The organism is Wolbachia endosymbiont (group A) of Bibio marci (genome assembly GCF_947251645.1).
Classification (GTDB): Bacteria; Pseudomonadota; Alphaproteobacteria; order Rickettsiales; family Anaplasmataceae; genus Wolbachia.
Genome location: NZ_OX366364.1, coordinates 1,175,491 through 1,198,592, shown reverse-complemented (window position 1 = coordinate 1,198,592; position 23,102 = coordinate 1,175,491). Strand labels below are relative to the sequence as shown.

At 34.9% G+C, this 23,102-nt stretch carries 22 protein-coding genes and 1 pseudogene; 17 read left to right on the top strand and 6 right to left on the bottom strand.

The window, feature by feature from the left end:
- The first annotated feature begins 17 nt into the window (after positions 1 to 17).
- Genes OPR48_RS06370 through OPR48_RS06360 form a run of 3 tightly spaced genes read left to right on the top strand, consistent with a single transcriptional unit; the run spans position 18 to position 6,419 of the window.
- Positions 18 to 4,769: an NAD-glutamate dehydrogenase gene (locus tag OPR48_RS06370; RefSeq protein WP_265026655.1), complete on the top strand. Its 4,752-nt coding sequence runs from the start codon at positions 18 to 20 to the stop codon at positions 4,767 to 4,769.
- 5 nt (positions 4,770 to 4,774) lie between these two features.
- The gene (gene tatB, locus OPR48_RS06365; RefSeq protein WP_265025903.1) at positions 4,775 to 5,071 is read left to right on the top strand and encodes a Sec-independent protein translocase subunit TatB; all 297 of its coding nucleotides are present in this window, start codon (positions 4,775 to 4,777) and stop codon (positions 5,069 to 5,071) included.
- Positions 5,043 to 6,419, top strand: a complete 1,377-nt coding sequence (locus OPR48_RS06360) for a PleD family two-component system response regulator (protein ID WP_265025902.1) — start codon at positions 5,043 to 5,045, stop codon at positions 6,417 to 6,419. Before tatB ends, OPR48_RS06360 begins: the two co-directional genes overlap by 29 nt.
- 35 nt (positions 6,420 to 6,454) lie before the next feature.
- Here the strand turns inward: OPR48_RS06360 and recO are convergent, their stop codons facing one another.
- The 3 genes and pseudogenes from recO to OPR48_RS07385 form a co-directional block, all read right to left on the bottom strand.
- Positions 6,455 to 7,177: a DNA repair protein RecO gene (gene recO, locus OPR48_RS06355; RefSeq protein WP_265025901.1), complete on the bottom strand. Its 723-nt coding sequence runs from the start codon at positions 7,175 to 7,177 to the stop codon at positions 6,455 to 6,457.
- A complete protein-coding gene (locus tag OPR48_RS06350; protein WP_265025900.1) occupies positions 7,174 to 7,308 on the bottom strand; it encodes a hypothetical protein in 135 nt (44 codons plus the stop codon). Before OPR48_RS06350 ends, recO begins: the two co-directional genes overlap by 4 nt.
- Positions 7,309 to 7,383: 75 nt before the next feature.
- Positions 7,384 to 8,407: pseudogene (locus OPR48_RS07385) on the bottom strand (PDDEXK nuclease domain-containing protein).
- 172 nt (positions 8,408 to 8,579) lie between these two features.
- Between OPR48_RS07385 and OPR48_RS06335 the strand changes: the two are divergent.
- The 5 genes from OPR48_RS06335 (at position 8,580) to OPR48_RS06315 (ending at position 10,949) form a co-directional block, all read left to right on the top strand.
- Positions 8,580 to 9,215, top strand: a complete 636-nt coding sequence (locus OPR48_RS06335) for a hypothetical protein (protein ID WP_265025899.1) — start codon at positions 8,580 to 8,582, stop codon at positions 9,213 to 9,215.
- Between the two features lie 74 nt (positions 9,216 to 9,289).
- Positions 9,290 to 9,424, top strand: a complete 135-nt coding sequence (locus OPR48_RS06330) for a hypothetical protein (RefSeq protein ID WP_265025898.1) — start codon at positions 9,290 to 9,292, stop codon at positions 9,422 to 9,424.
- A 321-nt stretch (positions 9,425 to 9,745) separates the two neighbouring features.
- On the top strand, positions 9,746 to 9,883 hold the full coding sequence (locus OPR48_RS06325) for a hypothetical protein (protein WP_265025519.1): 138 nt from the start codon (positions 9,746 to 9,748) through the stop codon (positions 9,881 to 9,883).
- Complete coding sequence (locus OPR48_RS06320; protein WP_265025723.1) at positions 9,868 to 10,824, top strand: IS5 family transposase; 957 nt, start codon at positions 9,868 to 9,870, stop codon at positions 10,822 to 10,824. The genes OPR48_RS06325 and OPR48_RS06320 overlap by 16 nt, the downstream gene beginning before the upstream one ends.
- Positions 10,821 to 10,949, top strand: coding sequence for a hypothetical protein (locus tag OPR48_RS06315; RefSeq protein WP_265025897.1), 129 nt, complete (start codon positions 10,821 to 10,823; stop codon positions 10,947 to 10,949). The genes OPR48_RS06320 and OPR48_RS06315 overlap by 4 nt, the downstream gene beginning before the upstream one ends.
- A 70-nt stretch (positions 10,950 to 11,019) precedes the next feature.
- On the opposite strand, the gene OPR48_RS06310 is transcribed toward OPR48_RS06315, so the two are convergent.
- Positions 11,020 to 11,358 carry an outer membrane protein assembly factor BamE gene (locus tag OPR48_RS06310; protein WP_265025896.1) on the bottom strand — a complete coding sequence of 113 codons (339 nt, stop codon included), beginning with the start codon at positions 11,356 to 11,358 and terminating at the stop codon, positions 11,020 to 11,022.
- 130 nt (positions 11,359 to 11,488) lie between these two features.
- On the opposite strand from OPR48_RS06310, the gene OPR48_RS06305 reads away from it, so the two are divergent.
- The 4 genes from OPR48_RS06305 (at position 11,489) to tsaB (ending at position 14,425) form a co-directional block, all read left to right on the top strand.
- Positions 11,489 to 12,478 carry a ribonucleotide-diphosphate reductase subunit beta gene (locus OPR48_RS06305; protein ID WP_265025895.1) on the top strand — a complete coding sequence of 330 codons (990 nt, stop codon included), beginning with the start codon at positions 11,489 to 11,491 and terminating at the stop codon, positions 12,476 to 12,478.
- The gene (locus tag OPR48_RS06300; protein WP_265025894.1) at positions 12,479 to 12,607 is read left to right on the top strand and encodes a hypothetical protein; all 129 of its coding nucleotides are present in this window, start codon (positions 12,479 to 12,481) and stop codon (positions 12,605 to 12,607) included.
- A gap of 85 nt (positions 12,608 to 12,692) precedes the next feature.
- Positions 12,693 to 13,823 carry a dicarboxylate/amino acid:cation symporter gene (locus OPR48_RS06295; protein WP_265026653.1) on the top strand — a complete coding sequence of 377 codons (1,131 nt, stop codon included), beginning with the start codon at positions 12,693 to 12,695 and terminating at the stop codon, positions 13,821 to 13,823.
- The gene (tsaB, locus tag OPR48_RS06290) at positions 13,823 to 14,425 is read left to right on the top strand and encodes a tRNA (adenosine(37)-N6)-threonylcarbamoyltransferase complex dimerization subunit type 1 TsaB (RefSeq protein WP_265025893.1); all 603 of its coding nucleotides are present in this window, start codon (positions 13,823 to 13,825) and stop codon (positions 14,423 to 14,425) included. The genes OPR48_RS06295 and tsaB overlap by 1 nt, the downstream gene beginning before the upstream one ends.
- A 1-nt stretch (position 14,426) precedes the next feature.
- Here the strand turns inward: tsaB and OPR48_RS06285 are convergent, their stop codons facing one another.
- A complete protein-coding gene (locus OPR48_RS06285; protein WP_265025892.1) occupies positions 14,427 to 15,029 on the bottom strand; it encodes an AAA family ATPase in 603 nt (200 codons plus the stop codon).
- A gap of 282 nt (positions 15,030 to 15,311) precedes the next feature.
- On the opposite strand from OPR48_RS06285, the gene OPR48_RS06280 reads away from it, so the two are divergent.
- Together OPR48_RS06280 and OPR48_RS06275 are read left to right on the top strand one after the other, a co-directional pair.
- Positions 15,312 to 16,022: a class II aldolase/adducin family protein gene (locus OPR48_RS06280; RefSeq protein ID WP_265025891.1), complete on the top strand. Its 711-nt coding sequence runs from the start codon at positions 15,312 to 15,314 to the stop codon at positions 16,020 to 16,022.
- A 217-nt stretch (positions 16,023 to 16,239) separates the two neighbouring features.
- Positions 16,240 to 16,788, top strand: coding sequence for a hypothetical protein (locus OPR48_RS06275; protein ID WP_265025890.1), 549 nt, complete (start codon positions 16,240 to 16,242; stop codon positions 16,786 to 16,788).
- Here the strand turns inward: OPR48_RS06275 and secA are convergent.
- A complete protein-coding gene (gene secA / locus OPR48_RS06270) occupies positions 16,772 to 19,432 on the bottom strand; it encodes a preprotein translocase subunit SecA (RefSeq protein WP_265025889.1) in 2,661 nt (886 codons plus the stop codon). The two genes, OPR48_RS06275 and secA, sit on opposite strands and share 17 nt — an antisense overlap.
- Before the next feature lie 238 nt (positions 19,433 to 19,670).
- Between secA and OPR48_RS06265 the strand changes: the two genes are divergently transcribed.
- Genes OPR48_RS06265 through OPR48_RS06255 form a run of 3 tightly spaced genes read left to right on the top strand, consistent with a single transcriptional unit; the run spans position 19,671 to position 23,096 of the window.
- Positions 19,671 to 20,459 (top strand): hypothetical protein, encoded by a 789-nt coding sequence (locus tag OPR48_RS06265; protein WP_265025888.1) that lies wholly within the window; start codon positions 19,671 to 19,673, stop codon positions 20,457 to 20,459.
- Positions 20,429 to 20,899 (top strand): hypothetical protein, encoded by a 471-nt coding sequence (locus tag OPR48_RS06260; protein WP_265025887.1) that lies wholly within the window; start codon positions 20,429 to 20,431, stop codon positions 20,897 to 20,899. The genes OPR48_RS06265 and OPR48_RS06260 overlap by 31 nt, the downstream gene beginning before the upstream one ends.
- On the top strand, positions 20,886 to 23,096 hold the full coding sequence (locus tag OPR48_RS06255) for a tetratricopeptide repeat protein (RefSeq protein ID WP_265025886.1): 2,211 nt from the start codon (positions 20,886 to 20,888) through the stop codon (positions 23,094 to 23,096). The genes OPR48_RS06260 and OPR48_RS06255 overlap by 14 nt, the downstream gene beginning before the upstream one ends.
- The last annotated feature ends 6 nt before the right edge of the window (positions 23,097 to 23,102 follow it).

The window sequence follows — 23,102 nt, the reverse complement described above, 5'->3', positions numbered from 1 at the left end:
TATTTTTGTTAAAAAAAATGTGTATAGATCATAATGTTGACACTGAGTCTTTATTTAAGTTAGCTGATCAAGAAAATCAGCAAGATAAAGAAAAAATTAAAAAATTTATTAAGTATTTTTATAGTTTTGTTTATAAAAGCGACCTAAAAGCCAACGATAAGTTCTTGCTATATATTGTAAACGATGCTTACAATTTTGTTTCTCAAAAAGAGAAAGATGAAAGTAAGTTAGTAGTAAGCAATATAGATGATATACCAGAAATAAAAGGCGATTTTACCACGATTAAGATAACAAACGATGATATGCCATTTTTGGTTGACTCCGTTATTGCAACTATTAAGTCGCACGATTTAACCATATGCTATTACAGCAACAGCATAATTAACATTAAAAGAAAAGATGGCCTAATAGACGAGATTTACCCTTTGGAAGAAAGCAATGGAATCAAAGAGTCAGTTATATATGTAATTATCAAAGGTATAAGTGACAGTTTTGTTGATACATTAAAAGAATCTCTACAGAAAACGCTGAAAGCGGTTAATTGCGTTGTGAAAGATTGGCACTTAATGCTCAAGAAACTTGATGAGGCAAGTCTTTCTGTCATCCCAGTACTTGATACTGGGATCCAGGAAAAGGACACGTGGATTCCAGTGTCACGCACTGGAGTGACACCAGACCGAAATCAAGAGCAAAAAGATTTTCTAGTTTGGTTAAAGAATAATAACTTCGTATTTCTAGGTTATCAAGAATATATTGCTGGTAAAGATGAAAAACTCATCTGTGATAGCAAAAAGGACCTTGGCCTGATGAGAGTAGGTCAAAGTACGTTGATTCCTTCTGTAAACCTTGATTCCCTATACATATTGAGATCAGATCTAATCTCAATAGTCCATCGGCATACATACATGAATTGTATAGGAGTAAAAGAATTTGATGACCAGGGTAATGTGGTAAAGGAACGGCGTTTTTTTGGATTATTTACTTCTATAGCGGAGGTCCAAGATATTCGAACTATTCCAATAATAAGAGATAAAGTTAAAGTTATAGAAAAAAATGCAGAGTTTGTAACCGGGGGCCACAATAACAAAGCTCTAATTTATATTTTACAAGCATTCTCATGTGATGAATTGTTCCAGTCTAATGAGGAAGAATTATTTCAAATTTGTACTTCTATTATGTCCCTTGCAATAAGACCAAGAGTCAAGTTATGCTTAAGAAGTAAGGGAGTGTTTACTAGTTGTATAGTGCTGATACCGATGCGTTATGCTAGCTCCAGGCTAATGCTCAAGATAAGCAATATATTGAAGGATGAGATAAATGCAGAAAGTTCAGATATTTATAACCACCACATTATAAACGAATATGACTTAATGAAATTGCACGTGGTGCTAAAGGCTAAAAACGCTAGTGTTCCTGATGATGAAGTTTTGCGTATCGAAAACAAATTAAGGAACATTACGGAAAAATGGGAAGATCGTTTTATAGACAATTTATATAATACTTTTAGCACTGTTGAGGATATATTCATCCGTTATTGCAAGGCATTTCCAATAAGCTATCAAGAGAGTTTCGAACCTCATGACGCATATTACGATATGAAAAAATTGGAGATAGTGAGGAAAAAAGGAGTTAGCGAGGTCGATTTAAGACTTACTCGTGACAATCTTAATTATCAATTAAAGGTTTACACTTCGAGCAATGGAGGTCTTGAATTATCGAAGATATTAAGAATTACTAAGAATTTGGGAGCGAAGATCCTATCTCATAATGGTTATTACATAAAAATCAACGGCGGAATATGGATACACCATTTTGTGTTGTCAAGAGTCGATGAATTAATAGACAACATTACTCTAAAAGAGCAATTTGAAATAACACTTGCGAAAGTGTTTAGAAAGGAAATTAAAAATGATTATTTCAATAGTTTGGTCATTATTGCTGGGCTGGAGTGGAAAGAAGTGCTTCTGGTTAGAGCGTTAAGTGCTTACCTAAAGCAGACGTCATTTAACTACAACCCAGAATATATCCAAAAGGTAGTCTCAGAGTATCCAAAAATAGTAAAGTATTTGATACAACTATTTCATGCAAGATTTGATCCTAACATAGACATTGATAGAGCAGAAACCACGGACATTTTCATAGAAAAAATTGAGGAACTTCTAAAAGAGATCAGCAATGTTTCACATGATTACGTTTTGCGCTCGATATTTTACTTGATAATGGCTATTTTAAGGACCAGTTATTATCAAGACGATAAACCATATTTATCTACAAAATTTGACTCAAGTAAAATAAATGGTTTGCCTGATCCTTGCCCGTATCGTGAATTATATATTTATTCAAACCTTTTTGAGGGAATACATCTAAGAGGAGGGAAATTAGCCCGTGGTGGCTTAAGGTGGTCGGATAGGACGGAAGATTTTCGCACTGAAGTTTTGGGGCTCATAAAAGCTCAGATGACAAAAAATGCGGTTATTGTACCTGTTGGCGCAAAGGGTGGGTTTGTAATTAAGCAAGTTTATAAAGACAAAGATACTTTAAGAGAGAAAGGTGTTGAATGCTATAAGAGTTTTATCAGGGGAATGCTTGACATTACTGATAATGTAGTTAATGGCAAAATAATTCCACCAGAGAATGTGATTAGGTATGATGAAGATGATCCATATCTCGTGGTTGCTGCTGATAAAGGCACTGCTTCATTTTCTGATTATGCCAACCAAATAGCCTCTGAATACAATTTTTGGCTTGGTGATGCATTTGCATCTGGTGGATCAGTAGGTTATGACCACAAAAAGATGGGTATTACAGCCAGAGGTGCATGGATTGCAGCGCAGAGGCATTTTTGGAAAATGAATAAGGATATTTACCAGGATGCAACTGTTATTGGAATTGGGGATATGGCTGGCGACTTATTTGGAAATGGTATGCTGCTTTCAAAAAATATACATTTAATCGGCGCATTTAACCATATGCATATTTTTGTTGACCCAAACCCTGATGCAGAAAAGAGTTTCACAGAGCGTAAACGCCTCTTTGAGTTACCATTTTCAACTTGGATGGATTATAACAAAGATTTGATTTCTAAGGGTGGAGGAGTATTTGAGCGTAGCAGCAAGCAAGTAAACATTTCTCAAGAAATAAAAAAATGCTTTGATATAACAGAAGATATGCTACCTCCAAGTGATTTGATTAGATATCTGTTGAAAGCAAAAGTGGACTTCATATGGAATGGAGGAATCGGCACGTTTGTTAAGGCAAAGAGTGAAAATCATAGCATGGTCGGTGACAAAGCAAACGATGAGTTAAGAATAAATGGTAAAGATATTAGAGCTTCTATGTTTATAGAAGGCGGAAATTTGGGATGCACACAGCTTGGAAGAATAGAATATGCTGAAAGAGGTGGATATATCAATGCAGATTTTGTTGATAATTCAGCCGGAGTGATATGTTCGGACCTTGAAGTCAACATCAAGATTGCATTTGTTTCAGCTATGAAAGCAGGGGGTATTTCTTTAGAAAAAAGGAATGAAATACTGGCAAGTATGGTGGATGAAGTTGCATCCAAAGTGCTTGAGAACCACAACAAAATTGAAACAAAAGCATTACTTCTTGAGTGTTTGCAAGCTAAAGAGAGATTGGAGCAGCACCACAGGTTACTGCTCAGTTTAGAAAAATCTGGACTGTTAAACCGAAGCGTAGAATTTCTTCCAACTGAAGAAGAGATAGCAAGGATGTTAACTGGTGCAGAAGGTTTCAGTTCTCCTCAGCTCTCTGTTCTAATGTCTTATGCTAGAACGGCAATAAAAAATGAAATTATACATTCCGATCTGCCTGAAAAAGATCTTATATCTAATGACTACTTGCTAGGTTATTTTCCTAAAAAGATGGTAACAAAATTTAAGGATTTCATATTAAAACACCAACTTCGTAGAGAAATTATCTCTACTTGCATTGCAAATGATGTAGTGAATAGAATGGGCTGTATATTCATCAATAATTTGGCTGAGAACACTGGAATTAAGATACAAGAAGCGGTTAACATATATATTGTTGTTAACCACCTATATGATTTAAATAGTATGTGGCAGAAAATTGATGAATTGGATGGAAAAATTGATGTTAACTCATACTTACAAATAGTGAGGAACGTGCAGAAATTTATTGGTAGGGTATCATTTTGGTTAGTGAAAAATCTTGGCAAGCTTAGCTTTGTAGAATTGGATGATGTTACAAAATTTAAAGATGCAATTGAAACTTTAGGCCAGAACTTAACTGATGTTTTAGATGAACACCTATTAAAGGTCTATAGCCATGGATCAACTTCTTTAGTAGAACTTAATATAAATAAAGATCTAGCAAAAAAAGTTGCTGATCTATGCGTTCTTGCTTATGCACTGGACATTATATCTGTTGCTGAACAGACATCTTTGTCCATTCTTGATGCTGGTAAAATATACTTTGAGTTAAAGTCGCTGTTAAGATTCGATCTGATTAGAACAATTGCCATCAAGATGAAAAGCCGCTCCTCTTATTGGGATCGCAGCTTAGTTAATGATTTATTGGACGATTTAAGCAATTACCATCACAAGCTAGCTGTTAAAGTCATAAAAGCTACTGATAACCCCGAAGATAAGGTTCAAACCTGGGCTTGTAATGATAAGGACTACATAGAACGTTATAATAGTTTTTTAGATGAGATGGTTGCTTCTAAACTTGATTTAAGCAAATTAATATTTATAATCAGGAGAACTAAAGTACTTGCTTCATAGGGAAAATGTTTAATATAGGTTTTTCAGAAATTTTAGTTGTAGCTTTAGTGAGCATAATTGTTCTTGATAAAAATAAGGTACCTGTATTTATTGATTTTATTAAGACTATATATAGGTATTTTATAATTGCAAAGTCAAAAGCCAAAAGGTTATTGAAGGATGCCGGAATTGAAGACTTATATAAAGAGTGTAATACTGAGAAAGTAAATTACATAGTTGGTAAAAATGGTAAGCTTTATCCTACTTACGATATAGATAATACATCTAAAGATAATGACAGCGAAGATTCTGGTAGTAGATGATGTACTATCTAATGTCAAGCTTTTAGAAGCTCGACTAAAAGCAGAGTACTATACGGTTATCGTAGCCTATGATGGTGAGGAAGCTATGGATTTAGTAGCAAAGCAGCAGCCTGATATTATATTGCTCGATATCATGATGCCAAAAATGAATGGCTTTGAAGTCTGTAAGAAGCTAAAGAGTGATCCCTTAACGACTCATATTCCAATAATTATGGTAACTGCGCTGCATGACGCTCATGATAGAGTACAGGGCATTAATGCTGGTGCAGATGATTTTCTGACTAAACCAATAGACGAAACTGCTTTATCTGCAAGGATCAAGTCTCTCACGCGCTTAAAAATGATTATAGATGAATTGCGTTTAAGAGGAGAAACCAACGTTGAGATTGGCGGAGTAGCAGGAAACAGTATTATGGATTATTCTAATCAGATTTTTGATGCTAACATACTTGTTGTAGATGAAGATGTCTTTCAAGCAGAGCAGATATATAATGTACTAAAGCACCGCTTTAGGTCAATTAAAATACTGAGTGATCCAGTAGAGGCATTAAAGGTTGGTATTAAGGATAATTACGACCTGATCATTTCTGATATGCAGTTTTCAAAAACTGACGGCTTGCGTTTGTGTTCTGGGTTTCGTAGTAAGGCGGAAACACGTTATACACCAATTCTAATTCTTTCTGAGGATTATGATAAAAACAATTTAGTAAAAGCACTTGATGTAGGTGCTAATGATTATTTAACAGTACCTTTGGATGAGGGTGAGTTAATAGCAAGGGTTAATTCGCAAGTGAAACGCAAAAGATATCAAGATGCCTTGAGAATGAATTTATTTAATAATGCGGAAATGTCTATAAAGGACCCATTAACTAACTGTTATAATAGAAGATATTTTGATGCACACTTAAGAAACATTGTTAAGGACTCTGTAGAAAAAGATAGAAGGTTGTCTCTTATGATACTTGATATAGACTATTTTAAGATGGTGAATGACAATTTTGGACATAGTGCTGGAGATGAACTTTTAAAGCAAATACAGAGAAGAATTTCTGAAAATATTAGAGTGACAGATTTGTTAGCTAGATTTGGTGGTGAGGAATTTGTTGTTGTAATGCCAGATACCGATACATCAGATGCGTATACTATTGCGGAAAGAATACGCAAAATTATTGCTAAAAAACCTTTTATACTTGCGGATAAAAATACAACCCACAATGTAACTGTGAGCATTGGAATTGCAGAAATGCAAGAATCTGACCTTGACGATATTAAAAAATTTATAGTACGTGCTGACAAATATTTATATAAGGCAAAAAACAGTGGTAGAAATAGAGTGATTACTGGCTGAATTCTAAAATTCTTTCAAAAAAATGATAACTAAGATTAAAGCGAAAGCATGAGATTTCTTAGCTCTGGAAATTCCATATTTAGTTGCAAAAATAGATACTTATTTAAGAAATATCCTGTGACTTTCAGTCCTAACTGAAATTCTTGGAATGAGTAGCTGTTTTGTAGGTTATTATTGTATACATCATGCAACATTGGTGGAAAAGGTAGGAGTTTATCTGCATAATAATCTCCTGCTTTTTTTGACACTGCTCTGCCAGTTTTTGGAGAAATAAATTGTAGATTTTCCTTAACACCTGTTACAGCGCATTTGGATAAGTCTAACTTGAATCCCAATTGCGTAAGAAGCAGAAGCTCTAAGTTGAGGTAATGGCCTTGCCAAAGTTCATTATTGTGCTTAATTATGTCGATGAAATATCGAAAGTTATCATACAGTACAACACAAGGTTCACTCTCTGGAAGCACTTTTTCTAAAATAGAGGAGAAAGAAACAATAGTAATGCTTTTTAACCTATCTTGAAAGAAATGATGGAATGGAGATTCGATTAATTCGCACTTAAAAAAACCTAGATTTTCAGGTAATTTAGCACTCCATTCTGCATGTAATAGATTACTTATCTGAAACTTATAATTGCTATTGTTTGTTAGCTTAGTTAATCCCCTGCGCTTTCCATGATTTTTTGTAAACAGAGAAAGAATTAAGTTTTTATCGCCGTATTTTTTAGCAGCTATAATGATGCCTTCATCTTTCCATCTCATTTAGAGTATATTGACCGTATGATATTATAGGATAGTGCACCTAGAGCTTGTAATCCATAAAAATTACTTACTCCGTCACTGTCTGCTTCCAAAGTTTCAAGGCTATGAGAGAGTAAGTTATTGGCTGCCACTCTTCTTCCTGAGCCTCCATGCTGAGCTTTTGGTTTTTGGTCTGCTAAATAATTGTTTGAATGATTTTAGTAACATTACTTTTTCTTATCTGAAATTTTGGATAATTCAGCTTCTAATTCTTCTATTGTTGGCAGAGCTGTTTTTACCTCTTCTGGTAGATTTTCAGTTATTCGATATTCCGCTAATCCTATTGGTTTATTTATGTCTTTGAGTGTATATTTAGCAAGTACATCGTCTTTAGATTTACATAAGATTAACCCTATAGAAGGTTGATCTGTCGAGTGCTTCAGTAAATCGTCAACTGCGGAAAGATAAAAATTCATTTTACCTGCATACTCTGGTTTAAAATCTTTATCTTTTAGTTCAATTACTATGAAGCAACGTAACTTTAAATGATAGAATAATAAATCAATATAAAAGTCTTTATTACCAACATCTAAATGAAATTGTCTACCAACAAATGCAAATCCCTCACCGAGTTCTAACAGAAATTTTTCCATATGCCCTACAAGTCCCTTTTCTACTTCTCTTTCGTGAGCATCCTTACCTATACTTAAAAAATCAAAAATATATGGATCTTTTAATGTGTAATGTGCTAGATCGGATTGTGGAGATGGTAATTTTTCTTCAAAGTTAGTAATAGCTTTCCCTTGACGTTTATGTAGACCAAGCTCTATCTGCATCACCATAATGTTACGTGACCAGCCATGTTCAATAGCTTCTTTTATGTAGAATAGCCTCGCTTCTTTGTCCTGAACTAAGTCCATTAGAAATACATTATGTCCCCACGGCAATTGGGCAACAAGTTGTTGCACAAATTCAATATCTTGATACTCCACTGCAAATTGGCGCATATATTCTCGTGCTAAAACCTTTCATTTCAGGGAATCCAGCCTTTAAGTCTCTACTTAACTGCTCAATTACTTTAGATCCCCAACCCTGACTCTTTTGTTTTTCTAGAATCCGCGTTCCAATATAATGATAAAGCAGTAGCAGTTCTTTATTTACTGTTCTTGCTGCCTTATAACGGCTTGTTGCAATACGATCCTTCAACTGCTCTAAAAGTTCTGTATATTCTTTTGCTATAATTTTTGTCATACGGTTCCTTTTAATCCATTATACAATTCCTTTGTCTGTCGAGAAGGCAATCTTTCGCTTGCCTTCAGCTTTGAAGGGATTCCTTATTTACTTCAAACTCGTCCATCAACTAAAATATATTGACTTTACGTGCAATATTAGCTTTAAACCAGTAAAACAAGCTGCTTAACATATGCGTTTTTTCTATTCTAATTATATTCTTTTTTTGTCTTTATGTTGTTTTTTGCTTTTTTCGTTATCTTCAACAAAAGCCCAAACGAATGATACGTCAGCTGTTCCTATACCACAAAGGAAAAAAGAAATAGTTGAGCACACTGTTGTGAAAAAAACAGCACAACCGAGGCAAATTATCGAAATGCAAGAAGAAGTCATTATTAACGAGGGTAAAGAGTTCATTCCAATTCCAAAAAGAAAAAAAAGTGTAGAGAAAAAACTAAGAAGGGATGTTAGAGAGGCAAAAAATGAAATAGGAAATGAAAAAAGCGTTGAGAGTAAAAAGGATGAATTAGTTGTAACAGAAATTATTAACTCTATAAGAGACAAACTTACAAAATGCTGGAGCATTCCTGAAAGCATAGCTTACAAAGAAAATTTTAATATAAAAATTAACTTATTATTGTCCAGTCAAGGCGAGATAATTATGGCCGATGTAGCAGACAGTGATTCCTATCGAAATAATCCACTTTTCAGGTCGATAGCAGATAACGCAATGCGTGCAGTATATAAATGTAGCCCATTGACTGGCTTGCCTACTCAGCACCACCACATTTGGCGTGAAGTAACACTAGACTTTATTCTAAATGGGTAAAATCTTACAATAGACCTCTTATATTACCTCCTGTCATCCTAATGTCCAGACCACAACTGTACGAACATTGTGATTTGAGAGCAATTTCCACTAGGAAGGTGTCATTCCAGTGCTTGACACTGGAATGGCTTTGTTGCATCGCTAGCTATGATGGATTAAAGATAAAAAAGATGGAGAATATCAGTAGCTTATTATTCTGGTATTTATGACAAGAACGGTCAGTGAATACCTAAATTTGAGTAAAAGAAATTTCACTACCACTCACTAATCCGGCTAAAATTCAAGAATTTCAATGCTTTAGCTATTTTCAATAGAATTAAGTTTATTAATATAAATAATAAATTACTATTCTTAAATTTGATCAGATTGATTGCAAAAAAACAAGATTTTCAATAGGTTGCTTATAATCCTAGCTATAGTTAGCCTTTCATAAGTAGCGATGCAACAAAGCCCACTGGAATCCAGTTTTCTTTACAAATTCACCAAAAGTGCTTCATTCTATAACGCAAAACCCATACTCACCAAACCCAATGCATTACTTGCAATTAAGTTTCCTGGATCCCAGTGGGCTTTGTTGCATAGCAACCGAAAAAATCTGGTGGCTACTGACAAAATTCATTATAAATAACCATTTAACTGTTGAAGAAAAAATATGCCACAGAAAATGAAAGTCAGTAACCAAAATGAATATAACAAATTTCTCCAGGAAAGAGGAAATATTTTTCATTATATCAATGAAGCCATAGAAAATTGGTATGAAAATAGTCCAAAAATGCAAGGCGGCAACTATATTTACAGTGATAAAGTTGTGATTTTGGTGCATATAATTGTCAATCTTTTTAGAATTGGTTTAAGACAAACGGTGGGGTTTATAAAAGGATATATGCAACAAATAGGAAGAGATTTAGCAGTTATCAGCTATTCACAAGCATCAAGAAGGTTTAAGAAACTTAATATTAAGATCAATGATTGCAGAATTGATAAAAATAATATGGAAGACATCGAAATTGCTATAGATAGTACAGGTATCAGCATTTACAACAATACCCCTGGTCACAGCAAGGAAAATAGCGCTAACAGAAAATATCGTGGCTATGAACAGACAAGAAAATTGCATGTAATGTTGAATATAAACAGCAAAAAAGCCATAGCTGTAAAATACAGTAACGGTGTCTACTCTGATCACTATGGAGCTTGCGATTTGCTTAAAGAAGTTAATTTTCAGCATGTCATAAAAGCACTATATGCAGATAGGGCATATGATAGGCACAAGTTTTACAAATTGTGTCACGAATATGATATAAAGGCAAAAATTCCACCAATAAACAATGCGGCAGAACATCCAGAAATAGATTATATGTCTGACAGAAATGCTGCTATTAGGTTAATAAAATTATACGGTGAAGATGGCGTGAAAGAATGGAAAAAAGAAGTAAATTATGGGAAAAGATCTTATATTGAAGGGTTTTTCTCAAGATTAAAGCAAATATTTGGATTCAGCTTTAGGAATAAATCCGAAGTAAATCGCGAAAAAGAATTGCTGATTAAGTGCTATTTGCTTAATCAATTTACTGAAATTGGTATGGCTAAATTTGAAATGGCTACATGATATTTATCGTAAATTACTACCAGTATAAGGTGCGATGCAACAAAGCCATCCCAGTGTCTGGGCACTGGGATGACACCGTCATAAAGGAACCAGTGTCAGCTACTTTCATGACACCCTTCTGGTAGGCCCAAATCGCAATGTTCGTACAGTTATGGAATGAACCGCGGTATGACGTAGGAAGATCTGAGCAGATTTTCAATCAGGAACAGCCAAAGATCTCTCTAAGATGTCAGTTTCTTTTGTATCTGCAACTTTACTGTTCTGATCGAATGAAATTTGCAGAGACTTACTGCTATACTTCCTTTTTCCTAAGAAGTTAGCTTGTTTAATTTTATATGAGACATAGTACCAAACGTTACCATCGAACTTTGATACTAATGTTGGTGATCCTAAAGTGTGAACCACTTTTTCTTTATCGTCACCTACTTTTATCTTGCTCCACAATTCAACACTAATGCCAGGAGCTCCGTGATTGTGAATAGTGTGAGTGCAGCTCACTGTAAATAATAAAATAAAAGATATTAATACTCGCATTTCTGTTGATAAATTACTTGAAGCTATAATACACTAATAAACTACCTGACGTCAAATTTCAAAAAGTTAAATTGACTAGTTCTCAATATCACTTAATATAATATTTACTTTAGAAAATAATAGGTGTCTTATGTCATTGTTAGAAGCAGATCCAATATACAAACCTTTTAATTACCCTTGGGCGTATGATGCGTGGCTGCAGCAACAAAGAATCCATTGGATACCTGAAGAAGTTCCGCTTGCTGATGACGTGAAAGATTGGAAAACTAAACTTTCAAACGTAGAGAAAAATCTACTAACTCAGATTTTTAGATTCTTTACTCAAGCGGACATTGAAGTAAATAACTGCTACATGAGGCATTATTCAAATATATTTAAGCCAACAGAAATATGCATGATGCTTGCAAGCTTTTCCAATATGGAAACTATACATATTGCAGCTTATTCTTATCTTTTAGACACAATTGGCATGCAAGAAAGCGAGTATCAAGCATTTTTAAAGTATGATGCTATGAGAAAGAAGTATGAGTACATGCTAGAATTTGAGGAAAGCAAAAAACACGATAAAAAACATGTAGCTAAAACTCTAGCAGTGTTTGGTGCATTTACCGAGGGGTTGCAGTTATTCGCATCGTTTGCAATTTTGCTCAATTTCCAACGCTTTGGAAAAATGAAAGGCATGGGGCAGATAATCGCCTGGTCAGCCCGTGATGAAACTTTGCACACCAATTCAATTATTATGTTATTTAATACATTTATTAAAGAGAATAATGAAATTTGGGACGAAGAATTTAAAGAGGAATTATACTCTGCATGCCGCACTATCGTTGAACTTGAAGATGAATTTATAAAGCTTGCTTTTGATTTCGGAGATGTTGAAGGACTATCCGCAGAAGAAGTGCGCAATTACATACGCTACGTAGCAAACAGACGGTTAATGCAATTAGGTCTTGAATCCATATATGATGTCAATGATAATCCTATTCCATGGCTCGATGAAATACTAAATGGCGTGGAACATACGAATTTCTTTGAAAATAGAGTAACAGAGTATAGCCGTGCAGCAACTCAAGGCACATGGGAGGAGGCTTTTACTGAAAACGACACGAATAATAAGTGAGTGCTAATTTCACTCTTCTTTGTCATTCCAGTGTCAAGCACTGGAATGACAAGAAGAGGGCACTGGGATCTGATAGACAATATTCGTACAGTACGCGCGGGAGCAACAAAAGCAGCTGGTTTTTCATAGTGTTCCACAGCAGTTTAGACAGTTGTGCTTTACTTAACAACTAACTTACCATATATATGTCCATAGGACATTGGTATATAAGAACGTGCTACAACTATTAATCTTACTCACGGTCATCACTTCAGTTGCATTCTTTGGTCATTTAGTTCCAATGGAAGTAAAAACCTTTTTGTACTCAACGAGCCTGAGTATAAAAGAGGTTTTGCTATTTATAATGCCTTTTATTGTTTTTGCGTTAATCTTTAGCAGTGTTAACAATCTTAAGCAGTCAGCTATAAAGTTTATATTGTTACTTATTATAATGATCTTCTTATCGAATCTGGCTTCAAGTTTAATAGCTTATTCTGTTGGGCATTTTATCATACAAAACACTTATTCAATACAAGATATAACGTATGAAGAAACAATTGTTCCTTTATGGTCATTTAGGCTGCCGCTACTCCTTTCTAATTTTTATGCCCTTGCTTGTGGATTTGTGTCCAGCATAGTAGTGTCTATACTGCTACCTAAGAAAAGCAAAGAGCTTTCGAACAAAACGTTAGATTTAACTCTCTTTATTTTGAAGACGTTTTTGACGCCGATTATTCCAATATTCGTACTTGGGCTTGCTTTAAAAATGCAGCATGATCAAGTTTTATCTATAATATTTAAGGATTACTCAATAATTTTCATTATTATAGCATCTGCAACCTACCTTTATGTTTTTCTCTTATATGGAGCAGCAAATTCATTCAAGATCACAAGCTGGATAGCTAGTATAGGCAATATGATACCGGCATTTATTACTGCAATGAGCACAATGTCTAGTAATGCAACTATGCCGCTTACTCTTGAAGGAAGCAAAAAAAATGTAAAGCAACCTGACATAGCATCGTCTGTTGTACCAATAACTGCTAGCTTTCATTTAGTAGGTGATTGCTTTTTTATCATAATATTATCGATGATAATTGCCTCCGGTTATTCATTGTGCACAACAGACTATGTGACTTTCCTTCTCTATTTTTTGTTATTTAAGTTTGCTATTGTTGCAGTGCCGGCAGGAGGAATTATGGTAATGCTACCTATTCTTGAGAAATATCTTAAATTCTCTCCAGAAATGCTTTCGTTAATCACAGCATTGTATATAGTGTTTGATCCAATAATCACTTCAGCAAATGTTATGGGTAATGGTGCCTTTGCTATAATATTTTCAAAACTCCATGATGAGCTTAAGTAATGTCTATTTTGGCGATTGATACTGTAGGTATTGGTAGTTCAATAGCAATAGTTGATTATGATGGTAACTGTTTTGTAGAGCGCAATTCCGCCAGCAATAGTCATGCAGAATCATTTTTTCAAATACTGAATACTTTGTTTGATAAGCACAACTATAATTATGATAAAATAGATCATTTGGCGGTAGTAGTTGGACCAGGAAGTTTCACTGGAATTAGAGTTGGTATATCAGCTGCACAAGGTATAAATCTTGCTACAGATAAGCCATTATACGGAGTTAATGCGCTGGAAGTTCAAGCTTACACAATATCTTTGCTTTGTACGAATAGCAAAAAAAATATCAGAGCTATAATCAAAAATGCTCAAGGGTTTTATACGCAATTATTTGATTTCAATTTATTGCCGCTATCTGGTCCAACTGCAGCACGTGACCCTGGATCCCAGTGTCACGCTACAAGCAGTGACTGCATTACATATATGGACTACAATTTAAATGCTAGCCATGCAGGACTATTAGTTCATTATAGACTGAAGAACAAGCAAAAATTAAAAGAAGTTGAAGCTCTATATTTAAATGAGCCTCAGTATATGAAATTGCTATAGACTATTCTTTTGCGTAAAGCCTGTGCATCTGGTTTACTATCTCTTGAGCTACTTCTTTTATACTCATATCTGAATTTTCTATCTCTATGGCACTCGGTGGTATAAATAAATTGTTAATTCTACATTGCTCTATCATGCTATTTACATTAATCGCCTTCCTATTTTTTCTTTGCCTTTTTAATGCAATACGCTTTTGTAATGTCGGCAGATCACACCTAAGTACCACAGGAAGGATTTCTGTGTTCATTTTTTTACTAAGCCTTACTATTGAATCATACATCCTCATGTTCTGGTCATTATTTTCCATCAACTCATCAATAAATATGTAATTTTTTGAGTGAATTGGATAATTTTCTATTACCTGAAGCATAATTTGCATAATGCCATATATTCTATCTTGAACTTCTTTAGGTATTTGATCACGTTCAAAGACACCATTGTATATAGAGCAAACTTGAATATTGTTATAGAACTTACTATTTACAATTAATGCGTTTATCATATAGGATAATTCTATTGCTGTGGAAAGTTTACCACTTCCTGAAAGACCAGAGAGATATATGAAAAATCCTGCTGGCTGCTTTTTTGTGTTAATATTTACCATATTATTTTCAATCTTAAAACCTACATTTATAATAACATAAAAATAAAGCTTTAAAACATATGAAATATTATATAGAAAATTATTTTTATAGTTAAGATATTATGTAATTTAGAAACATAAATTCTGTATATAAACTCTATAATAATGATAACTATTTTTAAGCAAGCTACAACACAAAAGTGTTTGGTATTCAGAAAGCAAGACAGAGTGGCATAAACTTATTAGTTTACTACAAGCCTCTTTTCGCGTATAAACCTTCAGAAGATATTCTAACGGAGGATTGTGTTGTTAACAAAGAGCAGAGTAAAAAGGGATCTGGTTTACGCCTATCAAATTTTGTCCTACCTTAAGCTGGATGACCATACATACACTCACCTCTCGGTACGTTCTGAAGATCAAAAGTCGTTTTATATTTACCCATTTGGTATACGCTTTGACAAAGTGAATGAAAATTCATTGATGAGAGTATCACTTGATGGAAATGTGATTGAGGGTACAGAATATCAATATAATAAAACTGGCTATATAATCCACGGTTTTATTTATCAAGCAAGAAAAGACATTCAAGCAATTTTTCATCTGCATACACCCTCTATTGTAGCGGTTTCTTCTCTCAAGGATGGGCTGCTTCCTATAAGTCAATGGGCACTGCACTTTTACAATAAAATCTCTTACCATAATTATAATTCCCTAGCACTTAGCGATACAGAAGGAAAGAGGTTAATGGCTGACCTGAAAGAGAATTTTGTGATGTTAATGCGTAATCATGGATCCATAACGTGTGGTCGGACTATACAAGAAGCAATGTTTTACACGTATCATTTAGAACGAGCGTGCAAAACTCAATGTTTAACGTTAGCAATGAATAAGGAGTTATCAATTCCAAGTGAAGAAATTTGCTCAAAAGCTGTAAAGGATCTCCTATCTTTTGAAAGCAATCTTGGTGAGAGAGATTGGCACGCATGGGTTAGACTAATTAAAAGTAAGCTATAAGAGGCTTTCGCACTACTATCTGTCATCCAAGTAGATACCACCGCGTCGCTAACAAGTAGCGGAATGACGAATTTGTTGTTTTTCAAATTGTAGGTAAACCTAAAGCTATAGAAAAAAAGAAGAACCAGTTTCTTAGTTCTTCATTGACATAATCCACTTCATACGCCATGATAAAATTCTGAAGTCTGGAAAGACTGCAAGTATAAAAAGGAGCAAAATGCTAGGGATAATTTATTTAGCAATTCTGGGAATAGCTGTAGTAATAGGGGCTATAGTAAGTATTTTAACAGGTCTTGCACTCAGTACCTTGACTAGTCTTTCACCTCTGATGATAGGTGGAATTGTTGGTGCTATTTCTGTAGCGCCATTAATTGTAACTTTCATAAAAGCGCCCTTATCCGACAATGATCGTCGTGTAAGTGATTTAACATTAAAAGAAATTGCATGTCTAGCTGGTTTGTTTATTGGGAGTGTTGCAGTTGGAGTTGGCCTTGGTAGTGTTGCTCCAATAGTTAAAGTAAATTCTTTATCGTCTTTATCAACTACGATGAATTCTTTACTGATGATAGGAGTGACAGCACCAGTACTGCCAATTGTAGCTGCAATTGGAATAGCTATTGCATTGGATAAAATTAAAAGACTAATGAAGTCATCAGAGAAAGAGCCTTCTCGACTAACAGAAGAGGAGTTACAGAATTTATCGAACGAGTTAAAAGAGATTAGCTGTAATAAAGTACGTAAGACCACAGCTAATTCACCACAGTAACCGCGCCGTGGCAGTGTTTGTACTTCTTCCCAGAATTACAAGGGCACTTATCGTTTCTTGAGACTTTGGGAAGTCTGCTATTTCTAGCAGAATGTAACCTATTGCCTATCTCTTGGTTGTCTGCCAACTTAAAGTGTGCTAGGCGGTGAATGGTAAGCTCTTTCCACTTTTCAAGCATTGACTCAAACATCAAGAAAGCTTCGCGTTTAAATTCATTCAGTGGATCTTTCTGCCCCATGGCACGTAAGCTTATGCTCTGTCTTAAGCTTTCTAAAGTTGAAAGGTGTTCCCTCCATAAATGATCAAGTGTCATTATCATCATTTGCTTCACGATCGTATTCCACAAATCTGTAGTGTGCTGACTGTTGAAATATTTTTCTTTCTCAGTAAAAAATTCTTGTATCTTATCATTTATATAATTCAAAGCTTCTTGTTTGTTTAAAAACTTTGCTAAATCTTCTTTATCAAGTGTTATTCCATACCTTGTATGAAATTCTTTGGCTATATCTTCAATATAATCCTCATAATAGCCACTTTGGATTATACCTTCTACTACGCTCTCATTTACTTCGCTATACACTTCAAACAAATCATTGATTTCATTGCCTAAGATATTGTTTCTCTGCTTAAAAATAACTTTACGTTGGTTATTGATTACGTCATCAAACTTAAGCAAAGACTTCCGCACATCATAATTTCTAGCTTCAACTTTCTTTTGCGCTTTCTCGAGTGCCTTATTGATCCATGGATGATGAATAGCTTCGTTATTCTTTAACCCTACTTTTTGTAAAAAGCTTCTCATTCTATCAGAACCAAATATTCTCATTAGGTCATCTTCAAGTGATAAAAAGAACTTAGAAAGTCCAGGATCACCCTGACGGCCAGAACGGCCGCGTAATTGATCATCTATTCTCCTGCTTTCATGTCTTTCGGTTCCAACCACACATAAACCACCAGCTTTTATAGCAATTTCCTTATCTTTTTTTACTCTTTCGACTATTTCTTGGTATTTTTTTTCTCTTTCATCAGCATTTTTTATCTTCTTTAGCTCTACCTTTGCGATCATTTCAGCGTTTCCACCGAGTTGAATGTCAGTTCCACGTCCTGCCATGTTAGTTGCTATAGTGATACTACCTGGCACTCCAGCTTGTGCTATTATGTACGCCTCTTGTTCATGATAACGAGCATTCAATACTGAATGCTTAAGAGAATGGCTTTGCAAAAGCGCAGAAAGCTTCTCAGAGTTTTCGATGCTTACCGTGCCAACAAGGACCGGTTGAAGGCGTTTGTGGCATTCTTCTATAAACTTCAACACAGCATTAAACTTTTCCTTTTCTGTACCGTAAATTTCATCATCAATATCAACTCTTTTTACAGGTACATTGGTTGGAATTTTTACTACATTTAGTCTGTATATATCATGAAACTCTTCTGCCTCTGTTGCTGCTGTTCCAGTCATTCCAGAAAGTTTATTGTACATACGAAAGTAATTCTGAAATGTGACCGATGCTAAAGTTTGGTTTTCATGCTGAATTTCAAGATTCTCCTTCGCTTCAAGTGCCTGATGAAGACCATCGGAATATCTCCTGCCCTCCATCATACGCCCAGTAAATTCATCAATAATCACTACCTTTCCATCTTTCACTATATAATCTTTATCAGCAGTGAACAGCTTATGTGCACGTAATGCTTGGTCTATATAATGAGTCATTATCATGCTGTCAGTATCATAGAGCGAGGAATTTTCAGGAATGAGATTGTATGACCTGAGTAGTTCCTCCACTCGTGAAATACCATCTTCAGTCAAGAATACCGTTCTACCTTTTTCATCTACTTCATAATCAGAGTCAACTAATTTGGTCACTATTTTATTGATGTGCTTATATATCTGATTGTTTTCCTCAACCGGGCCAGAAATAATGAGCGGAGTGCGAGCTTCATCAATGAGTATTGAGTCCACTTCATCAACTATTCCGTAGTGAAAGCCTCTCTGAACCATGTCTTCTTGAGAAAATTTCATATTGTCTCGCAGGTAATCAAAGGCAAGCTCGTTATTTGTGGAATACACGATATCTGCACTGTAAGCCTCTTTTCTCTCTTCATCTGTCAAATTATTCGTAATAAATGCAACAGAAACTCCGAGAGAATTATATAACTTGCTCATCCACTCTGTGTCTCGTTTTGCAAGATAATCATTAACAGTTACAACGTGTACGCCTTTCCCTTCTAAGGAATTTAGATATGCTGCTAAAGTTGCAACGAGTGTCTTTCCCTCTCCTGTTTTCATTTCTGATATCATACCATTGTGGAGCACCATTCCACCGATCAGCTGAACATCAAAGTGCCTCATGTTAAGAAATCTTCGGGAGACTTCACGCACAACTGCAAATGCAGGTACGAGAAGATCATTTAACGTTTTCCCATTTTTCAATTCTCGTTTGAATTCTTCAGTTTTACCAGCAAGCTCCTCATCAGATAAGCTCTGCATTTCTGTTTCTAATGCATTTATTTGCTGAACAATTTTCCTAAAGGATTTTATTATCCTCTTGTTTGTAGAACCAAATATCTTTCTTATAAAAAAGAGCGACAATGTCAAAATGGAGAATATAAGAATGGCTGTCAAAATTAGCGGAGAATCTAACATAAACTTAAGTAACGTCTATTTAATATGAGATTATATTACTAAATGCAGCCTGCGGCAATTACATATTAGATTCGGGGAATCCTTATTCATATACTAAGGTAATAAACAAAGGAACACTTCCAACCCTGTTCTTGCAGGCACTGTTATTGAAATATTAAAGAATCTGTTGCATTATCTTAGGCACTTGGTGACTTTTATCGAATGAAGTTGTTGGTGGTGTTTGATGAGGTGGTGAGCCGTGAATGTAGAAAACAAACAATCTGAAGTACTTAGTAATCGTACATTTAAGAAGAGAGATGGTGCATCAGAAGGCATTTATGGCTATGATTACGAAATAACATTATCAATGTTGTACCTACTTCATGGGTTAAGAGGTGAAAGTGACTTTTGGTTAGCATCAAATATAGAAGGTTTTGGAGCCTTTGATGATATTTTTTTTGAGTATAAAGATCAGAAGAACAAATCGAGAATTATCTTGGTTCAAGTTAAGCATTGCAATAAGCCTAGACTTTCAAAAAATATTACATTTGGAGATTTGTTTGTTGATGGAAACGATAAAAAGCGACAAAAAAAGAATTTCGGATTAAACAAATACTTTGTTGAATCTTATCTCAAGATTAAGCAAAACCCTGAGTATAAGAACAGTGATATTACACTTGTCATTCATGCTAATGTTAATGTGAACTTAAAAAAAGGTACAGAAAAGCAAGGCAAAGTAGAAACATTAGAGAAGTATCTGGAAGAGTCAAGGTTAACAGATGATAACATTTTAAGTATTTATGAAGGTCACAGAGGAACGTGCTACAAAATAAAAAATCATACTGAACTGAAAAAATACTTCAGTTGTGGTAGTGACGATGAAATAGAAGATTTTTTACTTAGATTAAGGTTTGTAGTTAATCAACCTAGTCAACCAAAACTAGAGAGTATTATTAAGAGAGAAATAGAAGTAGAAATAGAAAAAAAATACAAAACATCAGAAAAAAAGGCGCTAATATGGTTTTTGGTTCTGTATATCAAGATGTAAAGAAACGCTTGGCAAAAGGTAGCAAAGTTCCTTACCTAACAAGAAAAGACGATTATTTTAAGAAAGCTATAGAACATCTTTATAGTCTCAAACTTAAGGAAGATCTACCTGAATTTTGGCAAGTCCCTCTTCGAAATTATAACTTTGTCGGCAGAGAAGCGCTGCTAGATAAAATAGAAGAATGCCTGAAAGCTAATGATACAGCAACACTAGTTGCTTGTCATGGACTAGGTGGAATAGGTGGAATAGGTAAAACACAATTAGCATTAGAATTTATTTGGAGTAAGCTCCAAAAATATAGATGGATAATTTGGCTTGATACACGAGATAGAAATACTTTAATTAACGAGTACATCAAGTTAGGACGTGGACTAAACGTTATTCATGGTTACAGAGAAAACGTTCGTGAAGAAGATCACGCCAAGCATGTTAAATGTTAAGTATTGGCTAGAACACCCTAAACGTGCTGGGTGGCTACTGATATGCGATAACGCTCCTAACTACAAAGATATAGCAGATTTACTTCCTATAAAAGGAGGAAAGATATTATTAACTTCTCGTTATACATTTGGCTGGCCACAACCACAGAACACTATTTCTGTTGATATTTTTGAATCTGGAGAATCAAGGAGCTACATTCGTAAGATACTAGAAGTGGAAGGAACAAAGCTAGATATAACTCAAGTGGATGCATTAGCAAAGACATTAGGTCATTTACCTTTAGCTTTAGCCCAAGCAAGCACTTATATAAAGAAAACAGTTATAAGTATTTCAGACTATTTGAAATTATATAATGATAGAAAACGAACTTTATTATCTGATAAAACATTGCTCGAAACATTTCCACCTGGTGCTAATAGAGAGACTGCAGCAATAGTGTATGTTACATGGGACATTACAGTAGAAGCAATCAAAAGAGAATCTTCATTGGCGGCTAACTGGCTTACTGCTTGTGCTTACTTAGGCGGTAGCTCTATTCCTAAATTTCTACTAGAAGTCTTTGCTGATAATCAAGAGAATAATCCTTCCTTAGAAACTTTCCATGAAGCGTTTGGAATATTAATAAGTTATTCTATGTTAACTGTCAAAAAAGATCATAGCATGTTAGTGCACAACTTGGTTCAGGAGGTGACAAGGCTAAAGTCAGAGAAAAGTGGAAAAACTAAAGAAGACATAAAAATTGTTTTTCAACTACTACAAAAGGGTTTTCCTTACGACAGTAATAAATTAGAAGATTATGCTAAAAAACGACAATTATTACCACATTTAGAAGCATTTTTATCACACATGGATAATTTACTAGAAAAAAATTCTTCAGAAAAGCAAACAATAGAAAAGGATTATCTTTTAGATTTGTTAATGTGGATGAATGATGGATACTCTGATTTAGGTAACCCTAAAAGACAAAAGGAGTTGATCAAACGGATTTTACCTATTCTTCAGAAGCATTTTAGCCCTGATTATGAAATTGCTACACTGCTGGTAAGTCTTGGTATTGCTTATAATGCTTTAGACAATCCTCGGAACGCAAAAGAGTTGTTTGAATGGGCTTTACCTATTTTTGAGAAACATTATGGCTCTGATCATCCTAAAGTTGCTGTCATACTGACAAACCTTGGTAACGCTTATGAGGATTCGGGTAATCCTCAGAAAGCAAAAAAGTTGTTTGAATGGGCTTTACCTATTTTTGAGAAACATTATGGCTCTGATCATCCTAAAGTTGCTGTCATACTGACAAACCTTGGCCACGCTTATGAGAATTTAGATAATCCCCGGAGAGCAAAAAAGTTGTTTGAGCAAGCTTTAGCAATTCAAGAGAAACATTATGGACTTGATCATTTCGAAGTTGCTAAACTACGGGCAAACCTCGGTCTTGTTTGTTATGCTTTGGGTGATCTTCAGAAAGCAAAGGAGCTGTCTGAACGGGCTTTACCTATTTTTGAGAAACATTACGGTCCTGACCATCTTGAATTTGCTAAACTGTTGTCAAACTTAGGTGTCATTTATGGGGGTCTAGGTTATCATAAGAAAAGAAAGAGGTTACTTGAACGGGCTTTAGCAATCAAAAGGAAACATTACAGGTCTGACCATTTCGAAGTTGCTATACTGCTGGTAAATCTTGGTATTGCTCATAATGCTTTAGATAATCCTCAAAAAGCAAAAGAGTTGTTCGAACGGGCTTTATCTATTTTTGAGAAACATTATGGTTATGACCATCCTGAAGTTGCTAAACTACTGGTAACCCTTGGCATTACTTATGGTGTTTTAAGTAACCATCAGAAAAATCAAGAGTTGCTTAAACGGGCTTTACCTGTTTTTAAGAAACATTATGGCCCTGATCATCCAGAAATTGCTATTATACTAATAAGCCTCGGCATCTCTCATGGGGACTTAGGTGACCACGAGAAACAAAAGGAGCTGTTTGAACAGGCCTTGCCTATTGTTGAGAAACATTATGGCCCTGATCACCCTGAAGTTGCTACACTACTGATAAACCTAAGCGACGCCTATGGTGCTCTAGGTAACCATAAGAAACAAAAGGAGTTGTTTGAACGGGCTTCATCTATCTTTACGAAACATTACGGCCCTGATCATCCAGAAGTTGCTAAACTACTGGCAGAACTAGATGATATTTAGGTTTTT

Coding starts and splice junctions, on each gene's coding strand:
- tsaB (WP_265025893.1), top strand. CDS start 13,823: ATGTCTATTTTGGCGATTGATACTGTAGGTATTGGTAGTTCAATAGCA.
- OPR48_RS06275 (WP_265025890.1), top strand. CDS start 16,240: ATGCTAGGGATAATTTATTTAGCAATTCTGGGAATAGCTGTAGTAATA.
- OPR48_RS06315 (WP_265025897.1), top strand. CDS start 10,821: ATGATATTTATCGTAAATTACTACCAGTATAAGGTGCGATGCAACAAA.
- tatB (WP_265025903.1), top strand. CDS start 4,775: ATGTTTAATATAGGTTTTTCAGAAATTTTAGTTGTAGCTTTAGTGAGC.
- OPR48_RS06320 (WP_265025723.1), top strand. CDS start 9,868: ATGCCACAGAAAATGAAAGTCAGTAACCAAAATGAATATAACAAATTT.
- OPR48_RS06310 (WP_265025896.1), bottom strand. CDS start 11,358: ATGCGAGTATTAATATCTTTTATTTTATTATTTACAGTGAGCTGCACT.
- secA (WP_265025889.1), bottom strand. CDS start 19,432: ATGTTAGATTCTCCGCTAATTTTGACAGCCATTCTTATATTCTCCATT.
- OPR48_RS06360 (WP_265025902.1), top strand. CDS start 5,043: ATGACAGCGAAGATTCTGGTAGTAGATGATGTACTATCTAATGTCAAG.
- OPR48_RS06305 (WP_265025895.1), top strand. CDS start 11,489: ATGTCATTGTTAGAAGCAGATCCAATATACAAACCTTTTAATTACCCT.
- OPR48_RS06260 (WP_265025887.1), top strand. CDS start 20,429: ATGGTTTTTGGTTCTGTATATCAAGATGTAAAGAAACGCTTGGCAAAA.
- OPR48_RS06370 (WP_265026655.1), top strand. CDS start 18: ATGTGTATAGATCATAATGTTGACACTGAGTCTTTATTTAAGTTAGCT.
- OPR48_RS06335 (WP_265025899.1), top strand. CDS start 8,580: ATGCGTTTTTTCTATTCTAATTATATTCTTTTTTTGTCTTTATGTTGT.
- OPR48_RS06285 (WP_265025892.1), bottom strand. CDS start 15,029: ATGGTAAATATTAACACAAAAAAGCAGCCAGCAGGATTTTTCATATAT.
- recO (WP_265025901.1), bottom strand. CDS start 7,177: ATGAGATGGAAAGATGAAGGCATCATTATAGCTGCTAAAAAATACGGC.
- OPR48_RS06325 (WP_265025519.1), top strand. CDS start 9,746: ATGCATTACTTGCAATTAAGTTTCCTGGATCCCAGTGGGCTTTGTTGC.
- OPR48_RS06255 (WP_265025886.1), top strand. CDS start 20,886: ATGTTAAATGTTAAGTATTGGCTAGAACACCCTAAACGTGCTGGGTGG.